The sequence below is a fragment of the Pelagibacterium halotolerans B2 genome (assembly GCF_000230555.1).
Lineage (GTDB): Bacteria > Pseudomonadota > Alphaproteobacteria > Rhizobiales > Devosiaceae > Pelagibacterium > Pelagibacterium halotolerans.
Genome location: NC_016078.1, coordinates 1676867 through 1695385 on the forward strand (window position 1 = coordinate 1676867; position 18519 = coordinate 1695385).

Consider the following 18519-nt stretch of genomic DNA (forward strand, 5'->3'; position numbering starts at 1 on the left):
TGCGAAAATCTCGTCCGGTCATCACCCCATCTCTTGGTGGCCACCGGGAGCCCCCGGCAATTAGGATGGCAAGCCGCCATCACCACACAGTCTCGGACAGGACTTTACCCAAAAGGGATTTGCCCTTTTGGGCATCTCGGGCGGCCGGAACCGCCCGAAATCGGCTTCTTTTTCGGTCTTAGATGACCGACGAAGGATCGACATGGACGCCGGCGCCCATTGTCGAGGAAACGGCGACGCGCTTGACGTAAGTGCCCTTGGCGCCCGCAGGCTTTGCCTTGGAAACGGCGTCGGTGAGCGCCTTGATGTTTTCGACGAGCTGAGCTTCGGTGAAAGAAGCCTTGCCCACACCGGCGTGAATGATACCGGCCTTTTCGACGCGGAACTCCACGGCGCCGCCCTTGGCAGCCTTGACGGCTCCTGCGACATCGGGGGTCACGGTGCCGACCTTGGGGTTCGGCATCAGATTGCGCGGGCCCAGGATCTTACCGAGGCGACCAACGAGGGGCATCATGTCCGGGGTCGCAATGCAGCGATCGAAATTGATGTTGCCCTTCTGGATTTCCTCGGCGAGGTCGTCGGCGCCAACGATGTCCGCGCCGGCCTTCTTGGCCTCTTCGGCCTTGGCATCCTTGGCGAACACGGCGACGCGGACGGTCTTGCCCGTGCCGTTGGGCAGGTTGACGACGCCACGGACCATCTGGTCGGCGTGGCGCGGGTCAACACCCAGGTTCATGGCGACTTCGACGGTCTCGTCGAACTTTGCCGTGGCGCGTTCCTTGACCATCTTGATGGCTTCGTCGACGCCATAGAGCTTCTTGCGGTCGATACCGTCACGGACCTGCTTGGTGCGCTTTGCGATCTTGCTCATGTCCGATTACCCCTCAACCTGCAGGCCCATGGAACGGGCGGACCCGGCAACCATGCTCATTGCGGCCTCAACGGTATCCGCGTTGAGATCTTTCATCTTCTTTTCCGCGATATCGCGCAGCTGTGCCTGGGACAGGGTGCCGGCGCTATCGTGACCCGGGCGCTTGGAGCCCGACTTGAGATTGATCGCCTTCTTGATGAAGTAGGTGACCGGGGGCAGCTTCATTTCGAAGGTGAAGCTCTTGTCCGCAAAAGCGGTAATGACGACCGGGATCGGTGCGTTCTTTTCCATCTCCTGCGTGGCCGCATTGAAGGCCTTGCAGAATTCCATGATGTTCAGACCGCGCTGGCCGAGGGCCGGGCCGATCGGGGGCGACGGAGTCGCGGAGCCGGCAGGCACCTGCAACTTGATATAACCGATAATCTTTTTTGCCATGCTGCGTTCCTTTCAATAGACCGCCAAAACGGCCATTTGGTGACGGCGTGGTCCGAGGCTTGACCGATGGATGGCAACCATCGCCCTCTCCCACACATCATTCGCCCCAATTCCGGGGCTTGAGCGATCAGACCTTTTCGACCTGACCGTATTCCAGCTCGACCGGCGTGGGCCGGCCGAAAATCGAAACTTCGACCTTGAGGCGCGCGCGCTCTTCGTCGACTTCCTCGACGACACCCGAAAAGCTCGCAAAGGGACCGTCGGAAACCCGCACGTTCTCGCCGACCTCGAAAGAGACCGAAGGCTTGGGGCGGTCGACACCTTCCTGCACCTGCTGCAGGATGCTCATCGCCTCGCGTTCCGAAATCGGCTGCGGCTTGTTGTCCGCGCCAAGGAACCCGGTGACCTTCGGGGTATTCTTGATGAGATGGAACGTCTCGTCCGTCAGTTCCATCTTGACCAGCACATAGCCGGGAAAAAACTTGCGCTCGGCATCGACCTTGCGGCCGCGGCGCACTTCGGTGACCTTCTCGGTCGGCACAAGAACGTCATCGAACAGATGATCGAGACCGTTCGAGACAACCTTCTGCCTGATGTCTTCTGCAACCTTGCGCTCGAAGTTCGAATACGCCTGAACAATGTACCAACGCTTGGCCATACTGCTTTTTCGCTCCTGATCCCGCCGCTTCGCTCTAGCGAATGGACAGTATTAACCCGACAAAGAACTGGATGATCTGGTCGGCGGCCAGAAAGAACAGGCTCGCAAAGATCACCATGACCAGAACCATCGCTGTCGAGATCAGCGTCTCGTTCCGAGTCGGCCAGACAACCTTGCCGACTTCCGAACGCACCTGCTGAAAAAACGTAAAAGGATTAGTCCGGGCCATATACCGCTCGATACCTGGTGTTAAATCTGGGGCTTAAGTCCATAAGCAATTGCCGCGCGAGTCGCTTCGCACGGCCAAGAAGGGCCTATTTAGTCTCTGGAACGCTGCAAGGCAAGACCTTGCGACCATCTTTTTTGGCCACTGCGAACAGGCGCTCAGGCCGTGTCCATTGGGCGTGCGCGCCGGGTACACCGAGTGTACAATGGGCGTCAGACGGGCTTTATCCCTTAAACGAGAACTGGCAGGGGCGGAGGGACTCGAACCCACGGCCCTCGGTTTTGGAGACCGATGCTCTACCAACTGAGCTACACCCCTATGCCGAGCCATGGTCTAGTCGAGTTGGTTTTGTAGCGCAAGAGCCTGTTGCAATCACAAGACAAAAAGAAAGGGCGACCCGAAGGCCGCCCTTGAAATTCAACGGAAATCGAAGCGCTTAAGCGACGATTTTGGAGACGACGCCGGCGCCGACGGTGCGGCCGCCTTCACGGATGGCAAAGCGGAGCTTTTCTTCCATCGCGATCGGAACGATCAGTTCCACGTTCATTTCCACATTGTCGCCAGGCATCACCATCTCGGTGCCTTCGTTCAGCGTCACCACACCGGTCACGTCCGTCGTCCGGAAATAGAACTGCGGGCGGTAGTTGGTGAAGAACGGCGTATGACGCCCATTGCTCACAACCGTTAATCAAGAGTTAGAACTGCCGGGGCGTTTACCCGCTTGAGCGCGGCAAAACAAGTGCTTTTTCTGCTTCGAATGCCAACGCTGCCCCCGGCACCCACCCACAGCAAAAAGGAACGGTCAGAAACCGTCCCTTCCGCTGTTCGCAACAGTAGCCGGGTTCAGTAGATCAGGCGCGCATTCCGCTCACCCACCGTTTCAAACGTCGGGCATTTGATGATGATGCGAATATCGTCATAGTCCCTGTCGGTCCAGGCGATGTGCTGCCAGTCGTTAGAGGTGCCCGATAGCCCGGGTGGCCGATCTTCCCAGCCATAGTACATATACTTTCCCGCATTGCCATCGCAACTCCCCGTGGCCCGCTGTGGTGTGCGATTAGTACCTTCAGGGATAACGCCACCTTGGCTTTCCGGGCGACAGTCTTCGATTGTGTCACAAAGAACAGTCTCCAGAATGTTGACCGTCTGTCCCGCCGGCACATAGGGCTCTGGCCCCTGGAGTCCCGCGTATTGTTCGGTGGAGCTTCCCGGTGTGAAAAAGGTATCGGTGTAATAGTTGAAGCGGCCCGTCTTCTTGTCTCCACCGTTGTTGGGCGCTGCGCCGGTGTCCCAGTACTGTTGTTGTGTACGCGCGAAACGGACGTTCTCAAGCCGAAAGCTCAGGAAAGAGCCTTGGGCACAGTCGGGCCACATATATTCGTATTCGCGGTCATTGGTGTTGGCACCGTCCGATATACGCCACGGCCCCTGCTCCACCCCATCCAATCCAAGGGGGTTAGATGTGGCTATGCTATTGTAAATTGAAACCAGCCCTGGTGTGGTCGGGGGCGAATCGAAATCGGCAAAAAACTCCGAGCCGCCATTGTCGGCTACCGGCACCATGCGCGTGCGGCGTGGCAAATCCGGATCATTTTCCGGGCGATTCGGCCAAAAGCAATACATCCAAAGCCGGTTAAAGTCGCCGGCCTCCGGATCAAGCAACGACGTGTCGGGAGGCTCGCGAACTTCCTTAACGTCAGAAAACCGCACGGTCGCGGATACCGAGACAAGTTGCGTATCGGGAACTCCGGGCAAAATACTCATAAACGAGAGTGGCACTCGTGCGGACGCAGTTACCTTGAGGTCGTAGTCGCTGATCCGGTCCGGTGTGAGACTGACATTTTGCGCCCAGTTGCCCTGATACTGACGGCCGATTTCAGCTAACGCTACAGATTGAACCAGCCCCCATTTTGTCTGCCAAGTTTCGTCCTCTTCCACGAAGGCGCTCAAAGCGGCCGAATCGACTTGATTTTGCAGAAATTCCCTTACGTGCTGAATGCGCACATAATCGACGGCCCACCCGGCCATCGCGATGAATGGAATGGCCATAACGGCGAAGATTACGGCCACGACGCCATCCTCGCGCCGGACCAATTCCCACAAGCTGCGTCCCATGCCGTCCGCCCATTTCCGGCGCTTCTGGCGCCCAATAAACCGCACGATTGCGACCGGCAGTGCCGGTTCTGCGTAGATCACACAATAATCGAATGGATTTTCAGTAAACTTACGCAGTTCCGGCAAAACGATCCGAAAGGATTTACCGGACGTTAAGCTCGAGGTCCCGTTTCAATAGAACGCTTTGGCGCGCTCGACCTCGCCGCGCGAGCCGATAATGACGCCGATGCGCTGATGAAGGTTCGACGGCTCGACGTCCAACAGGCGCTCGGTGCCGGTCGTCGAGGCGCCGCCAGCCGCTTCGACGATCATGCTCATGGGGTTTGCCTCATAAAGCAGGCGCAGGCGTCCGCCCTTGCCCTTGGTATCCTCATCTTCGGGATAGAGAAAAATGCCACCCCGGCACAGAATACGATGCAGATCGGCAACCATGGCTGCACACCAGCGCATGTTGTAGGTCTTGCCGAACGGACCCGACTTGCCGGCAATGCAGGCGTCGATAAAGGAGCGGGTGGGTGCATACCAGCGGGTTTGCCGGGACGCATTGATGGCAAATTCCGCGGCCTCAGCGGGAATTTCGACCTTGTCGCGAACCATGACGAATTCGGCGCTCGCTTCATCGAGACTGAAAACCGTCACCGCCTGCCCCGTCGTCAATACCAGAAGCGTTGCCGGTCCATACAACACATAACCCGCCGCAACTTGATTTTTGCCTGGCTGCAACACATCGGATGCTGTGATTCCGGAACTTTTGCCCAGATCAAGCACGGAAAAGATTGAGCCCACAGCGCCGTTGATTTCGAGATTGGATGAGCCATCGAGCGGATCGAAAACCAGCGCATGGTGCGCGCTGCCAACACCGGCCACCAGTTCTATGTCGTCCAGTTCTTCCGACACCATCGCGGCCAGCACGCCGCTGGCGGCGCCACGGCGCAGGAAAATGTCATTGGCGACGACATCGAGCTTTTTTTGCACTTCGCCTTGAACGTTTACCGTCTGAGCAGCCCCGGTATCCCCTGCGGCCGAGGCCACCCGCAGCGCAACGGAAATCTCGACAGCGCAGTCGCCCACCATCCCGAAGATGACGGCGATGGCGCGATCCAGATTGCTGTCCGCGATCCAGGTCTCAAGGGTTTTGCGCGCCACGGTCCGTCTCCCAAAATGGTCTTTCAGTCCTGCTTATGCCGTGGGACATCCGGCGTCCAGACCAACCAAAGTCCTAACCGATACGGTGGGAAAGGCCCCTTGCCCCAGCATCCCGATTACGCGAATTTGGGCGCAACACGTTTAAAAGGACTGCCCGCTCATGGAAGACCGGACGCACGCCATCGAGCGGGGCACCGCTGCCTACTGGCGTGCTTCGATCGCCCTGTTTCTGGCTGCATTTTCCGTCTTTGCGTCGATATATTCGGTTCAGCCCATCCTGCCTTCACTGGCCGAGGAATTTGGGCTCGACGCGGCGACAAGCTCGATATCGGTTTCAGCCACGACCGCCGCGCTCGCCATTTCGCTGGTGGCGGTCAGTTGGCTGGGCAACCGTATGAACCGAAAGACGCTGATGCTTTCGACAATGCTGGCGACGGCAATCATCGGGCTTGCCGTGCCGATGATGACTGATTGGAACTCCATCGTCGCGCTGCGTGCTCTTCTGGGCGTTGCCGTCTGCGGCGTTCCGGCGATCGCCATGGTTTACCTTGCAGAGGAGATGTCGACCGAAGCGCTCGGTGCGGGCATGGGTATCTTCATTGGCGGTTCGGCCATAGGCGGCATGAGCGGACGTCTGCTCGTCGGATACCTTACCGACCATTTCGATTGGCGGACGGCCCTGATCGCGCTCGGGGTGCTGATACTGGCCAATGCGATCGCCTTCCTGATCCTGCTGCCTGCCCCCCAAAATTCGCGGGGTGAAACGCTCTCACTCGGGCGGTTTGCCAAAAACATCCGCAGCCTTTTCTCGGACGAGGCTCTGCCGCTGCTTTTCGCATCGTCGTTCCTGCTGATGGGGGGCTTTGTCGCGATCTATAATTATGTCGGCTTCCGCCTGCTTGAGGCCCCGTACAATCTGTCCCAGGGCCAGATCTCGCTGATTTTCACGGTCTATCTTGTCGGGACCTTAGGGTCTGCATGGATGGGCACCCTTGCGGGACGGCTGGGACGACGCAAGGTTTTCTGGCCCATGATTATCGTGATACTGGCAGGGATCGGTCTGACATTGATTTCCTCCATCTGGGCCGTGGCTCTCGGAATTGCCGCCATGACCTTCGGGTTTTTCGGTGCCCACTCGATCGCCAGCGCGTGGGTCGCCAGACGCGCGCTGAGCGCCCGCACCCAGGGCAGCGCCATCTATCTGCTCAGCTATTATGCGGGCTCAAGCGTCATCGGAACGCTTGGCGGGTATGGCTGGTCGCATTGGGGTTGGACGGGAGTGGCCGGCATTGCCGGCGGAGCTGCGGCGCTGACCGGCCTTTTGGCCTGGCGCCTCTATGTCCTGCCACCCCTTCTCGAGCCCGATCGCCCCTATCGGCCTCCTGCTGCGGTATAAGGACTAGGCAGCGCCCTGCGCCCCCGCTAACCTTCCGGCGGATGAGGAAAAAACGGCTGAGCCAATATTTTCAGGTCGCGCTGGCAGCGCTGGTGGTCTTAACCAGCGCGCTGGTTGCTCGCGTCATCTGGGAACGGGCGGCGCTCGAGGCTACGCGTACGACCGGAATGACAAGGGCCGAACTCGTCGCCCAGACAATAAGCGATACAATCGCGCAGAACGCCCATTTTCCATTGGTGATGGCACTTGATCCCGATGTGCGGGCTGCGCTCACCAGTCCCGACAACTCAAATGCAATCGACGCCCTCAACCGCAAGCTTGAAACGATCGAGGCCTCGGGCAGCCCCGCCGCGCTCTATGTCATGCAACCCGACGGCCACACACTCGCCGCCAGCAATTGGAACACCGATGGCAGCTTTGTCGGTCAGTATTACGGCTTCCGCTCCTATTTCACCCAGGCAATGGCAGGAGGTGAGGGTACGTATTTCGGCATTGGCGTTACCACCGGACGTGCCGGATATTTCATTGCCCGCCCGGTCGGCAGGGCGCAGCCGTCCGGCGTCGCCGTAGCCAAGATCGAATTCGACGACCTTGAAGCCATCTGGGCACGCGCCGCCGAGCACATCATGGTGACGGACGAAAACGACATCATCTTTTTAGCCAGCCGGCCCGAATGGAAATACCGCTCGCTCGCGCCCGTGGACGAAACGGCCATCACCAGAATCCAAAGCACCCAGCAATATGCCGGCACCGAAATCGAGCAATTGCGGATCGAGGAGCATTCGACCGATGGCGATCAGATCTGGGCGGAAGGTCTGTCGGCCAATGGGAGTTTTTTACGCCAGACGGTTCACCTGCCCGAACTGGGTTGGACGGTGAACCAACTCACCGACCTCTCAAGCGTCTCCGATGCAAAACGCGACGGAACGGTGATCGGCGCAACCGGCTCGGCATTGGTGATCGCTATCCTGTTCTACCTCGCCCAGCGTCAACGTAGCTTCGCCATGGAGCGAGCGGCCCGGACCGACCTCGAGCAGCGCGTTGCCGACCGAACCAGTGCGCTCAAGAAGGTCAACGACACGCTGCATGGGGAGATCGAGGAACGCAGGCGCACCGAGCGCGAGCTGCGAAGCACTCAAAACGACCTGATCCAGGCAGGAAAATTGGCCGCTCTCGGGCAGATGTCCGCTGCCATCGCCCACGAGATCAATCAGCCCCTTACGGCAATGCGTACCTACATTGCCACAACGCGGGTCTTCGCGCCCCTGGGCGACGCTGCGACAATTCTCGACAATCTCGAAAAGGTCGACAATCTGGCTATCCGAATGGGGCGGATCACCTCGCACCTCAAGTCCTTCGCGCGCAAGGAGGGTATGGGCCCGGCCGAAGTTATTTCGGTCGATCGCGCCGTGCGGCGAGCTCTCGATCTGGTCGAGGTTCAACTGCAGGCAGGTGCCGTCACCATCCGAAAGTCGATTGTTTCCGCCCATACGATGGGAAACGAGGTCCGCCTTGAGCAGGTGGTGATCAATCTCGTTCGCAACGCCATTGATGCCGTCGCAGAAACACCCCAACCACTGATCGAGCTCTCCGTGCGCGAGGCCGGTGGGCGCGTCTCGATCGAGGTCAGAGACAACGGACCCGGCTTCGACCCTACCCTCCTGGCAACGTTGTTCGACCCTTTCGTCACGACCAAACCGTCGGGAGCCGGACTGGGGCTCGGGTTGACGATTTCCTATGAGATCATTCGCGAGTTCGGTGGCTCGATCAGAGCCGCCAACCATATTGATGGCGGTGCCGTCCTTACCGTGGAGCTTGTTTCGGTAGAACAGGCTAGGTCCCCTTCGCATGGGGAGGTGGCAAAGAATGGCTGAACGCCAGATCGTGATTTTCGTGGACGATGAAGAACCCATGCGCCACGCCGTACGGCAATGGCTCGGTGTTGCCGGTCATGACGCCCGAAGCTTCGCATCGGGTCAAGCGGCCCTTGAGCACATCTCGCCCGGCCTCAACGGTATCGTTCTTACCGACTTGCGTATGCCATCAATGGACGGGATGGAGCTGTTGCGGCGTATCCTGGAAATCGATCCCGATATACCCGTAATCCTTATGACAGGTCAGGGCGACATCGAAAGCGCCGTGGAGGCGATGCGAATCGGCGCCTACGATTTCATTGAAAAGCCCTTCGATCCCGAGCGTCTCGCCCAAACAGTCCGCCGCGCGACCGAAAAACGTCGTCTCGTACTGGAAAACCGGCACCTGGCCTCTACGGTCCCTTCCGATGCCCTGCGCAACAGAATTCTGGGCACCTCACGCGAGATCGAGCGCCTTCGCGAAGCGGTCTCGGAAATCGCCGCAACTGACGTGAGCGTCGTGCTCCATGGAGAAACCGGATCGGGCAAGGATCTCATCGCGCGATGCCTGCACGAGCTGGGCCGCCGCTCGACCGGCAATTACGTTGCCGTCAATTGCTCCGCGATCCCCGATACCATGGTGGAAACCGAAATGTTCGGGCACGAAGCCGGTGCCTTTACCGGCGCTGCAGGTCGTAGAATCGGCAAGATCGAGCACGCGAACGGAGGCACCCTCCTGCTCGACGAAGTTGAATCGATGCCTTTGACAATGCAGGCTAAACTCTTGAGAGCGCTGCAGGAACGTGTCATCGAACGCCTTGGATCCAACAGTTCCATTCCCGTCGACTTCCGCACCATCGCCGCTACAAAGCGCGATCTGAAAGCCGAAAGTAACGCCGGAGCCTTCCGCTCGGACCTCTATTTCCGGCTTTCGGTCGTCGAACTCACTATCCCGCCGTTGCGCGACCGGCGCGATGATATTCCGCTTCTTTTCGAATATTTCGCAGGGGAAGCGGCACGCAGCCACAATCGCGAACCGCGGCCACTCAAAGGCGCCGCGCTCGATGCACTGATACGGCATGACTGGCCCGGCAATGTGCGTGAACTGCGAAACGTGGCCGAGCGGCATGCGCTTGGCTTGAGCAGTTTTGCGGCGTCCGATATCGCCCGTCCCATCGAACTTGCCGACGTCATGCCCCTTACCGAGCAGCTCGAAGCCTTTGAGCGGCGGATCATCGAGCGCGCCTTGGCCGACAGCGGCGGTCGCATCAGTGAAGTGATGGAAAAGCTCGGTGTCCCCCGCAGGACTCTCAACGAAAAGATGACACGGCTCGGCATCCGGAGACGGGAGGCGGAAGATCAAAACAGGCAATAAGTTGCGCACCGCCACCAGCTATCGGCGGTTTTTTGCCGATAGCGTTGAATCAGAATAGCCAGTCAAATCTCCAACATATTGAAATGAAAGGATTTCGCTCCAAAGAACAGATTGTCCCGCTGTTGGCACAACGATTGCTATAAACAGGTTATCAGCCATGCAGAGGAAGCGTGGTGGTGCGGCGGCCGGAAACCCGGCGCTGGAGATGAACCATGCAGCCCACTGGCTGCAATTGGGAGGATACAATGAAACTTCTGACAGCCTGCGCCCTGATCGGCGCGCTGGCGGTGAGCGCACCCGCGTTCGCCCAGCAGCAACTTTCCATCGCCACCGGCGGGACCGGCGGCGCCTACTATCCGATCGGCGGCGGCCTCGCCGAGTTGATCACCGAGAATCTCGAAGGCTATAGCGCTGTTGCCGAAGTCACCGGAGCTTCGGTTGAAAACATGGCTCTGATTCAACAAGGCGCCGCGGACTTCGCGATCGCCCTCGGCGATACCGTCTATCAGGCCTATACGGGAACAGGAGCGCTGGAAGGCCGGCAGGTCGATATTCTGTCCCTTGGCGCCCTTTATCCCAACGCCGTGCAGATCGTCGTCCCCGCGGACTCCGACATCGAAGGACTTTCCGATCTGGTAGGCAAACGTGTTTCGGTCGGCGCCCCTGGCTCGGGGACCGAACTCAACGCCCAGGCTATCCTCAACGCCAACGGCATCACCTATGAGGATCTGGCCGCTGCCCAGCGCCTCAACTTCAACGAAACCGCCGATGCGCTGCGTGATGGCGATATCGATGCGGGCATCTGGAGCGTCGGCCCTCCGACGTCCTCGATCATGTCGCTGGCAGTTGCCCGCGCAATTCGCTTGATCCCGCTGACCGAGGATGAAATCGCAGCGGCCAAGGAGGCCGAGCCGATCTTTGCCGACTACGTGCTTCCCGCCAACAGCTACGAAGGCGTGGATACCGAAACGCCAACCGTCGGCATCCCGAACGCACTGGTCGTCAGCGCCAGCATGGATGAAGAACTGGCCTATCAGGTGACCAAGCTGCTGCACGAGCAGATTGATTATCTGCGGGCGATCCACCCTGCCGCGAACGACACAACGGTCGAGTTTGCGTTGGGCGCGACCCCCATCCCGCTACATCCCGGCGCGGTCCGCTACTATGAGGAAATCGGGGCGGATATTCCCGACAATGTTCGGCCCTAGAGGCCTGGGCGACCTTGTTGGCAGGGCGGGCATGTTGCTCGCCCTCAGCTTTTCAGTTGCTGCGTTTGGCGAGGACATCGAACTGGTGCTGGACGTGATCGGGCAGGATGGCGAGATCATCTTCCGCGAGCCCGTCACAAATGACACGCGATGGTGCATTTTCTGGAATCATTCGGTTCAACATTTCCTCGTCCGTGACTGCTTTGTTGCCAGCGAGGGACAGATGGTGCTCGAACGATCCCATCAGCCCGATTTTGCAGCAGGTCTCGGCCATATTCCGGGCCGGGGTACGATGATTTCGGCGCCCGAGGGTGGATACTGGATCGAAGATATCAACGAGCCCGTCCCCAACAATTGCCTGCGCCTACGGGTCGGGGCGCCTGGGGTCGACCACAGGATCGTTGTGAACCAGCGAGACGAGAACTTGTCTGCCATGGCGCCGCGGGAGGCGGTGCGCATCGTCCTGCACAACGCTGGACATGAGGGAGAAAATTTATGCTGAGATCGATTTTCCGGCGGAAGAGCCCATTGGCTCCCGATATTCCGCCGCCGGCCGGTCCCTTGGTCGAGCGCCCCTGGCCCATTCGCCTTGCGGTGATAGTTCTGTCGGTCGCTCTCGTGCTGTTTCAGCTCTACACTGCGGGCATCAACCCACTCGGCCTTTTCTATCAGCGATCGATCCATCTGGGCTTTATCCTGATGATCGCCTTTCTGGTGTTCCCTGTTGCTGGCCCTCATCGCAAGCAAGGTCCTACAGGAGCCCTGGTCGACGGCGTTTTTTTTGCACTTGCGATCGTATCGGGCTTCTACATCGCTGTTTTTCTCAACGACATCATCGATAGGGCCGGGTTCTGGAGTTCAACCGATGTCACAGTAGGCGTAATTGCCGTTATCACCCTGCTCGAAGCAAGCCGGCGCGTGGTGGGCAAGGGCATCACCATCATCGGCATCGTCTTTATTCTCTATGCAATGGCGGGACCAAACGGTCCCTTGCCGTGGCTGGGCGACATCATGCCCGGAATTCTCAGTCACCGCGGCTACCCCATCGATCGCCTGGCAGCTCAGCTCTACCTCGGCCAGGAAGGGATTTTCGGCCTCCCGCTTGGCGTTGCGGCGACCTACGTCTTCATCTTCGTGCTGTTCGGCGCGGTGCTCGAAGTCACCGGCGCCGGCCACTTCTTCATTGAACTTTCATACGCCGCCACCGGTCGTCGCAGAGGGGGCCCGGCCAAGGCTGCAGTTGTCGCCTCGACGGCCATGGGTTCGATATCCGGCTCGACAATAGCCAACGTGGTGACCACCGGCCCATTTACCATCCCGCTGATGAAACGCCTCGGGTATAAGCCCGCGCAAGCAGGCGGCATCGAGGCTGCTGCCTCGACAGGAGGACAGATAACGCCGCCCCTGATGGGCGCCGGCGCATTCCTCATCGCCGAATACACCGGCGTTCCCTACCTGCACATCGTGCTGGTTTCGATCTTCCCGGCGTTTCTCTATTTTCTGACCGTCTATCTCTTCGTCCACATCATCGCCATCAAGCAAAACATGAAAGGCATGCCGGCAAGCGAGCTGCCCTCAGTACGCGAGGTGATGAAGAAGGGCTGGCACTTCATGGTGCCGCTCGCGATCCTTATGTACCTGCTGATCCTTGGCATTTCGCCGATGCGGGTTGGCTTCTGGGCCGTCATTTCGGTGCTGATTGTCGCTGTCCTCAAGGGAAGCTACGACTGGCTGCGTTTCGCACCCCGCGAGGAAGGAACCAAACGGCCCGCGATTGGCGAAGCTCTCAGGCTCGGAGGCCTGAAGCTGGTTGAGGCTTGCGAAGTCGGCGCGCGCAACGCCCTGACGGTTACGATTGCCTGTGCCATCGGCGGAATTATCGTCGGCATTATCGGCCTGACCGGCCTGGGTTTGAAATTCACCTCGATGATGCTCGCTTTCTCGGGCGGATATGTGCTTCTGGCTCTGTTGCTCGTGCTGATCGCCAGCCTGATCCTCGGTTTCGGCCTGCCCGTCACCGCCGCCTATATCGTGATCATCATTCTGGTGGGCCCCGCCCTCAATCAGGAGTTCGGCATTCCGCTATTGATCGTGCATCTTGTGGTATTCTGGTATTCACAGGATTCCAACGTAACGCCACCGGTCGCTCTCGCAGGGTTTGCAGCAGCAGCAATAGCGCGAAGCGGGCCGATGGAGACCAGCATTCAGGCCTGGAAATTCGCAAAGGGTCTCTACATCATTCCCATGTTCATGGTGTTCAACCCCGAAATCATCATAGGTGGACCACTGCCAATCATCCTCTGGAACGGGGCCTTGGCGCTGGTCGGCACCGTCGCGTTTGTCGCAGTGCTCGAAGGGTTTTTCCAGGCCCGGATGCATCTCATTCTCAGAGTGCTCCTCTGCCTGGGCGGCATTGGGTGCCTGTCTCCCTATCCGGCGGCCGAGATTGCCGGCTTCCTGAGCTGCATTGCGATCCTCGGGCACAATGCCTGGCTGGCGTGGTGCAACGACCGGGCCAATCCACAACCCGCATGAAAAAGGCCCCGAAACATCCGGGGCCTTCTCCTCCAGGAAAACGCGGGCCAATGGCCAATGCCGCGGCGGGTGTTTTCTATCGGTTCAACCGATTTTCTATGAGATTGTCGACAACCGCAGGATCGGCGAGCGTTGACGTATCCCCCAACGATCCGAAGTCGTTTTCGGCAATCTTGCGCAGAATGCGGCGCATGATCTTGCCGGACCGCGTCTTGGGGAGGCCGGGCGCAAACTGGATGCAATCGGGCGAGGCGATCGGCCCGATGTCCTTGCGAACCCAGTTGCGCAGTTCGCCCCTGAGGTCATCGCTGTCTTCTTCCCCGGCCATCAGCGTCACATAGCAATATATGCCCTGCCCTTTGAGCTCATGCGGATAACCAACAACCGCGGCCTCGGAAACTTTGGGGTGAGCGACCAGTGCACTCTCGATCTCGGCAGTACCCAGGCGATGCCCAGAGACATTGAGCACGTCATCGACCCGCCCGGTGATCCAGTAATAGCCATCCTCATCACGCCGAACGCCATCGCCCGTGAAATAGAGCCCCTTGTACGTCGAAAAGTATGTTTCGACGAACCGCGCATGGTCGCCCCATATGGTGCGCGCCTGACCCGGCCAGCTATCGGCTATTGCGAGGACCCCTTCCGCGCTGGTTTCCTCTATAACTTGGCCTTCAGGTGTCAAAACGAGCGGGTCGACCCCGAAGAACGGCTTTGTCGCGGAGCCCGGTTTGGTCGGGATGACCCCGGGAAGTGGCATGATCATCGATGCTCCGGTTTCGGTTTGCCACCAGGTATCCACGATCTCGCACCGGCCTCTGCCGACATGCTTGTGATACCATTGCCAGGCTTCCGGATTGATCGGTTCTCCCACCGTTCCAATCAGCCGCAACGACGAAAGATCGGCCTTCTCGACGTGTTCGATACCGGCGCCCATGAGCGCCCGGATAGCAGTGGGCGCGGTATAGAAGATATCAACCTTGTGACGGTCGACCACCTGCCAGAACCGCGACGGGTCGGGCCAGTTGGGAACACCTTCGAACATCAGCGATGTGACGCCATTGGCCAGAGGCCCATAGACGATATAGCTGTGCCCGGTAACCCAGCCCACATCGGCAGAACACCAATAGACCTCATCGGGGCGAGGATCAAAGATCATCTCGTGCGTCAGTGACGCCCAGACCAGATACCCGCCTGTCGTGTGCAACACACCCTTGGGCTTGCCCGTCGAACCGGAGGTATAAAGGATGAACAACGGATCTTCTGCATTCATTGGCTCCGGCGCACAGAACGGCTCCACGCTTTCCGCCGCTTCGTGCCACCAGACGTCTCGACCGCTCTCCATGGTGACGCGCCCGCCGGTGTTTTCAACGACCAGGACCTTCGACACACCGCGACAATCCTCAAGCGCCTTGTCGACATTTGCCTTGAGCGGAACGGTCTTGCCGCCGCGCCGCCCTTCGTCGGCCGTAATGACGACGCGAGAGTCCGCATCGTTGATCCGCCCTGCCAGGGCGTCGGGAGAAAATCCCCCAAAAACCACCGAATGCGGCGCGCCGATGCGGGCGCACGCCAGCATCGCATAGGCCGCAGCCGGTATCATCGGCAGGGAAATGGTGACCCGGTCGCCCTTTCTGACGCCCATATCCTTGAGAACATTGGCAAAGCGGCAGACCTCATCATGAAGTTGCCGGAATGTGATATGCCGGGCACGATCCTTGGGGTCATCAGGTTCCCAGATCAGTGCGGTCTTGTCGCCATTGGTGGCAAGGTGCCGGTCGATGCAATTGGCCGAAACGTTGAGCACGCCATCCTCGAACCATCTGATCGACACATCGGGATAGGTGAAGGTGGTGTTCTTGACCCTCGTATAAGGATCGATCCAGTCGAGCCTCTTCCCCTGCTCGGCCCAGAACACTTCGGGGCTGGAGAGCGAAGCAGAGTAATTTTCTTCAAAGCTGGCCGGCGTAAGTCGTGTGTGACGGGCCATAGGGGCCTGGCTGTTCATGTCCATCCTCCTTAAATGGCAAGATACTCGTGGCGCAGGTCGGCATTATCGAGTACTTCCCGGGCCGTTCCGGAGAATGCCACCTCCCCCGTGTCGAGAATGACGGCCCGATCCGCCAGCTTGAGCGCCGCAACCGCATTCTGCTCGACGATAATGGTCGTGATGCCCAGTTCTTTGATCTCATGCAGGATCGTCTCGATCTCCTGGACTATAACCGGGGCCAGCCCCTCATAGGGCTCGTCAAGCAAGAGAAGCTTTAGATTCCTGGCCAACGCGCGGGCAATGGCCAGCATCTGCTGCTCACCACCCGATAGGGTTGTGCCCTCCTGCTTGCGGCGTTCGGCAAGGCGTGGAAAATGTCCATAAATGCGATCGAGCTCCCAACCGCTGCCCGGTGCGACTTGGGCAAGCGTAAGGTTTTCCTCAACGCTCAGACCCTGAATGATCCGGCGATCTTCCGGAACCAGTTGGATGCCCGCGCGCGCCGCTTCGAACGATTTGAGCTTGTGGATCGGCTCGCCATCGAGCCAGATTTCCCCCTGCTGCAATGACGGGTTGTCCAATCGCGCGATGGTTCGCAGCGTTGAGCTTTTGCCCGCACCGTTACGGCCCAGAAGAGCGAGAATTTCGCCATGGGGAATATCGAAACTCACCCCCTGAACGATATAGCTTTCACCGTAATAGGAATGAATGTCCTGTACCGAAAGAAAGGGCGAACCGGCAGCGGCGACCGTTTCCGGCTGCATGTTTGTCGAGACGGCATTCATCAGTGCGCTCCTCCCAGATAGGCTTCCTGTACGCGCGGATCGCCGCGCACCTCTTCGGGCAGGCCTTCGGCGATGATCCGCCCACCGGCAAGCACCGAAATCTTGTCGGCGAGCGAAAAGACCACATGCATATCGTGCTCGATGATGACCTTGGTCATGCCACGACTTTTGATTTTCTTTAGAAGTTCGATGGTCGTGTTGGTGTCATGGCGGCTCATCCCGGCGGTCGGCTCGTCGAGCAGCAAGAGGCGCGGCTTCTGAATCAAGCACATCGCAAGTTCCAGACGCCGCTTATCGCCTCGCGACAGCGAGCCGGCATTGACCCCGCGTCGGTCAACAAGGCCGACGTCTTCCAGCATCGCCTCGGCCTCATGGCGCAAGGCTGTCTCACGCTCGAGGGGCTTGGCAAAGTTGATCCTGAACGCGCCGTCGCGCTTGGCGAAGGCGGGCGTCATGACATTTTGGAGCACCGAAAGATCGGCAAAGATCTCTGGTGTCTGAAAGACACGGCTGACGCCCAGTTGGTTGATCTCATGGGGTCGTTTGCCCGTCAACACGGTGCCGTCAAACACCACCGCACCGCTCGTGGGCGGGATGCGCCCGATGATGACATTGAGCAAAGTGGACTTGCCAGCCCCATTCGGCCCGATGATCGCATGGGTTTTGCCTTCCTCGACCTCAAGGTCGATATCGGCGAGGGCATGCAGACCACCGAAATTTTTGTGTACGTCAGCAACATGCAGAACGACATTAGGTTTTGCTTGCATCGTCCATGTTCCCTATTCAGCTGCGGAAGTACTGAGTTCAGTACGTTTTTCGGCGCGGCGACGGTTGGAGAACAATGCGTGGATCCGGCGCACGCCTTCCATGATGCCGCCGGGCAGAAACACGACGATTAGCACAAACACCAGACCCTCGGTCAGCTTCCATCCCTCGCCCACGAATTTCGAAACGAAGGTCACCCATGCCTGCTGGATGCTGTCCGGCATCCAGTCGAAGTAGAAATTGAGAATGCGCTCGTTAAAGGCGGAGAAAATGTTCTCCATGTACTTGATAAACCACGCTCCAATAACCGGGCCGACCAGAGTGCCAACCCCACCAAGGATTGTCATCAGAACCACCTCACCCGAGGCCGTCCACTGCATGCGCTCGGCGCCGGCAAGCGGGTCGGTGATCGCCAGCAACCCGCCGGCCAAGCCCGCATACATGCCCGAGATCACGAAAGCAGCGAGGGTATAGGGGCGGGTATTGAACCCGGTATAGGCCATGCGGGTCTGGTTGGACTTGATAGCCCGCAACATCATGCCGAACGGCGAGAAGAAGATCTTCTGCGCAATGAAGAAAGCGAGAATGAGAATTATGGCACACAGATAGAAGCCACCAATTCCTCCCAGCTCACCACCCAGCAGGCTCGGAGAGGGAATGCGCTCGCTGGTGCCCATGGTCAGCAGGCTATCGAGGACACGCGGATCGGCGCTTGCCAATTGCAGGGACGTTTCGCCGTTGGTTATGGGGGTGAGCACCGAATAGGCGAGGTTGTAGCTCATCTGTGCGAAAGCGAGCGTCAGGATCGAAAAGTAGATGCCTGAACGGCGCAACGAAACAAATCCGATCACCAGGGCAAACAGCCCCGCCATGATGGTTGCGAAGATCAGTGCCGGAATGGCATCCATCGACAGCAATTTGAACGACCAGACGGCCGTATAAGAGCCTACCCCGAGAAATGCGGCATGGCCGAAGCTGAGATAGCCGGTCAGCCCGAACAGAATATTGAAGCCCACGGCAAAGATCGCATAGATCGCAAATTGCTGCATCAGACCGGCGTAGGCGGCCCCGAAAGGTTGGAGCCAGTAAGGCATGGCGAGGACCACGATCGAGAAGATCGCCAGCGTGATATATTGGTTCTTGGGAAGTCGGAAAATATCCATC

Annotated in this window: 16 protein-coding genes, 1 tRNA gene and 1 pseudogene; 6 read left to right on the forward strand and 12 right to left on the reverse strand. The window is 59.0% G+C overall.

What is annotated here, in order from left to right; translation table 11 throughout:
• Positions 1-178: 178 nt before the first annotated feature.
• The 8 genes and pseudogenes from rplA to KKY_RS08190 form a co-directional block, all read right to left on the reverse strand.
• Entirely contained in the window at positions 179-871 is a 693-nt protein-coding gene (gene rplA / locus KKY_RS08155; RefSeq protein WP_014130849.1) for a 50S ribosomal protein L1, read from the reverse strand.
• A gap of 6 nt (positions 872-877) precedes the next feature.
• Entirely contained in the window at positions 878-1306 is a 429-nt protein-coding gene (gene rplK / locus KKY_RS08160) for a 50S ribosomal protein L11 (protein WP_014130850.1), read from the reverse strand.
• 127 nt (positions 1307-1433) lie between these two features.
• Positions 1434-1964, reverse strand: coding sequence for a transcription termination/antitermination protein NusG (gene nusG / locus KKY_RS08165; protein ID WP_014130851.1), 531 nt, complete (start codon positions 1962-1964; stop codon positions 1434-1436).
• Positions 1965-1998: 34 nt separating this feature from the next.
• On the reverse strand, positions 1999-2193 hold the full coding sequence (gene secE / locus KKY_RS08170; RefSeq protein ID WP_014130852.1) for a preprotein translocase subunit SecE: 195 nt from the start codon (positions 2191-2193) through the stop codon (positions 1999-2001).
• A gap of 239 nt (positions 2194-2432) precedes the next feature.
• A tRNA-Trp gene (locus KKY_RS08175) sits at positions 2433-2508 on the reverse strand.
• 118 nt (positions 2509-2626) lie between these two features.
• Positions 2627-2878: pseudogene (locus KKY_RS08180) on the reverse strand (EF-Tu C-terminal domain-related protein); the annotation flags it as partial.
• 155 nt (positions 2879-3033) lie between these two features.
• Positions 3034-4431 (reverse strand): pilus assembly protein TadG-related protein, encoded by a 1398-nt coding sequence (locus KKY_RS08185; protein ID WP_014130854.1) that lies wholly within the window; start codon positions 4429-4431, stop codon positions 3034-3036.
• Between the two features lie 45 nt (positions 4432-4476).
• Positions 4477-5451 (reverse strand): class 1 fructose-bisphosphatase, encoded by a 975-nt coding sequence (locus tag KKY_RS08190; protein WP_014130855.1) that lies wholly within the window; start codon positions 5449-5451, stop codon positions 4477-4479.
• 160 nt (positions 5452-5611) lie between these two features.
• On the opposite strand from KKY_RS08190, the gene KKY_RS08195 reads away from it, so the two are divergent.
• The 6 genes from KKY_RS08195 (at position 5612) to KKY_RS08220 (ending at position 13818) form a co-directional block, all read left to right on the forward strand.
• Positions 5612-6847, forward strand: coding sequence for an MFS transporter (locus KKY_RS08195; RefSeq protein WP_014130856.1), 1236 nt, complete (start codon positions 5612-5614; stop codon positions 6845-6847).
• Positions 6848-6888: 41 nt separating this feature from the next.
• A complete protein-coding gene (locus KKY_RS08200) occupies positions 6889-8721 on the forward strand; it encodes an ATP-binding protein (protein WP_014130857.1) in 1833 nt (610 codons plus the stop codon).
• The gene (locus tag KKY_RS08205; RefSeq protein WP_014130858.1) at positions 8714-10075 is read left to right on the forward strand and encodes a sigma-54-dependent transcriptional regulator; all 1362 of its coding nucleotides are present in this window, start codon (positions 8714-8716) and stop codon (positions 10073-10075) included. Before KKY_RS08200 ends, KKY_RS08205 begins: the two co-directional genes overlap by 8 nt.
• 245 nt (positions 10076-10320) lie before the next feature.
• Positions 10321-11283: a TAXI family TRAP transporter solute-binding subunit gene (locus KKY_RS08210; protein WP_014130859.1), complete on the forward strand. Its 963-nt coding sequence runs from the start codon at positions 10321-10323 to the stop codon at positions 11281-11283.
• On the forward strand, positions 11270-11785 hold the full coding sequence (locus tag KKY_RS08215) for a DUF1850 domain-containing protein (RefSeq protein ID WP_202945642.1): 516 nt from the start codon (positions 11270-11272) through the stop codon (positions 11783-11785). Before KKY_RS08210 ends, KKY_RS08215 begins: the two co-directional genes overlap by 14 nt.
• Entirely contained in the window at positions 11779-13818 is a 2040-nt protein-coding gene (locus KKY_RS08220; protein WP_014130861.1) for a TRAP transporter permease, read from the forward strand. Before KKY_RS08215 ends, KKY_RS08220 begins: the two co-directional genes overlap by 7 nt.
• Positions 13819-13894: 76 nt before the next feature.
• On the opposite strand, the gene acs is transcribed toward KKY_RS08220, so the two are convergent.
• The 4 genes from acs to KKY_RS08240 are packed head-to-tail and all read right to left on the reverse strand — an operon-like array spanning position 13895 to position 18518.
• Positions 13895-15823 (reverse strand): acetate--CoA ligase, encoded by a 1929-nt coding sequence (acs, locus tag KKY_RS08225; protein ID WP_014130862.1) that lies wholly within the window; start codon positions 15821-15823, stop codon positions 13895-13897.
• Between the two features lie 11 nt (positions 15824-15834).
• Positions 15835-16590, reverse strand: a complete 756-nt coding sequence (locus tag KKY_RS08230) for an ABC transporter ATP-binding protein (RefSeq protein ID WP_014130863.1) — start codon at positions 16588-16590, stop codon at positions 15835-15837.
• Positions 16590-17357: an ABC transporter ATP-binding protein gene (locus KKY_RS08235; protein WP_014130864.1), complete on the reverse strand. Its 768-nt coding sequence runs from the start codon at positions 17355-17357 to the stop codon at positions 16590-16592. The genes KKY_RS08230 and KKY_RS08235 overlap by 1 nt, the downstream gene beginning before the upstream one ends.
• Before the next feature lie 12 nt (positions 17358-17369).
• Positions 17370-18518 (reverse strand): branched-chain amino acid ABC transporter permease, encoded by a 1149-nt coding sequence (locus KKY_RS08240; RefSeq protein WP_014130865.1) that lies wholly within the window; start codon positions 18516-18518, stop codon positions 17370-17372.
• Position 18519: the final 1 nt, after the last annotated feature.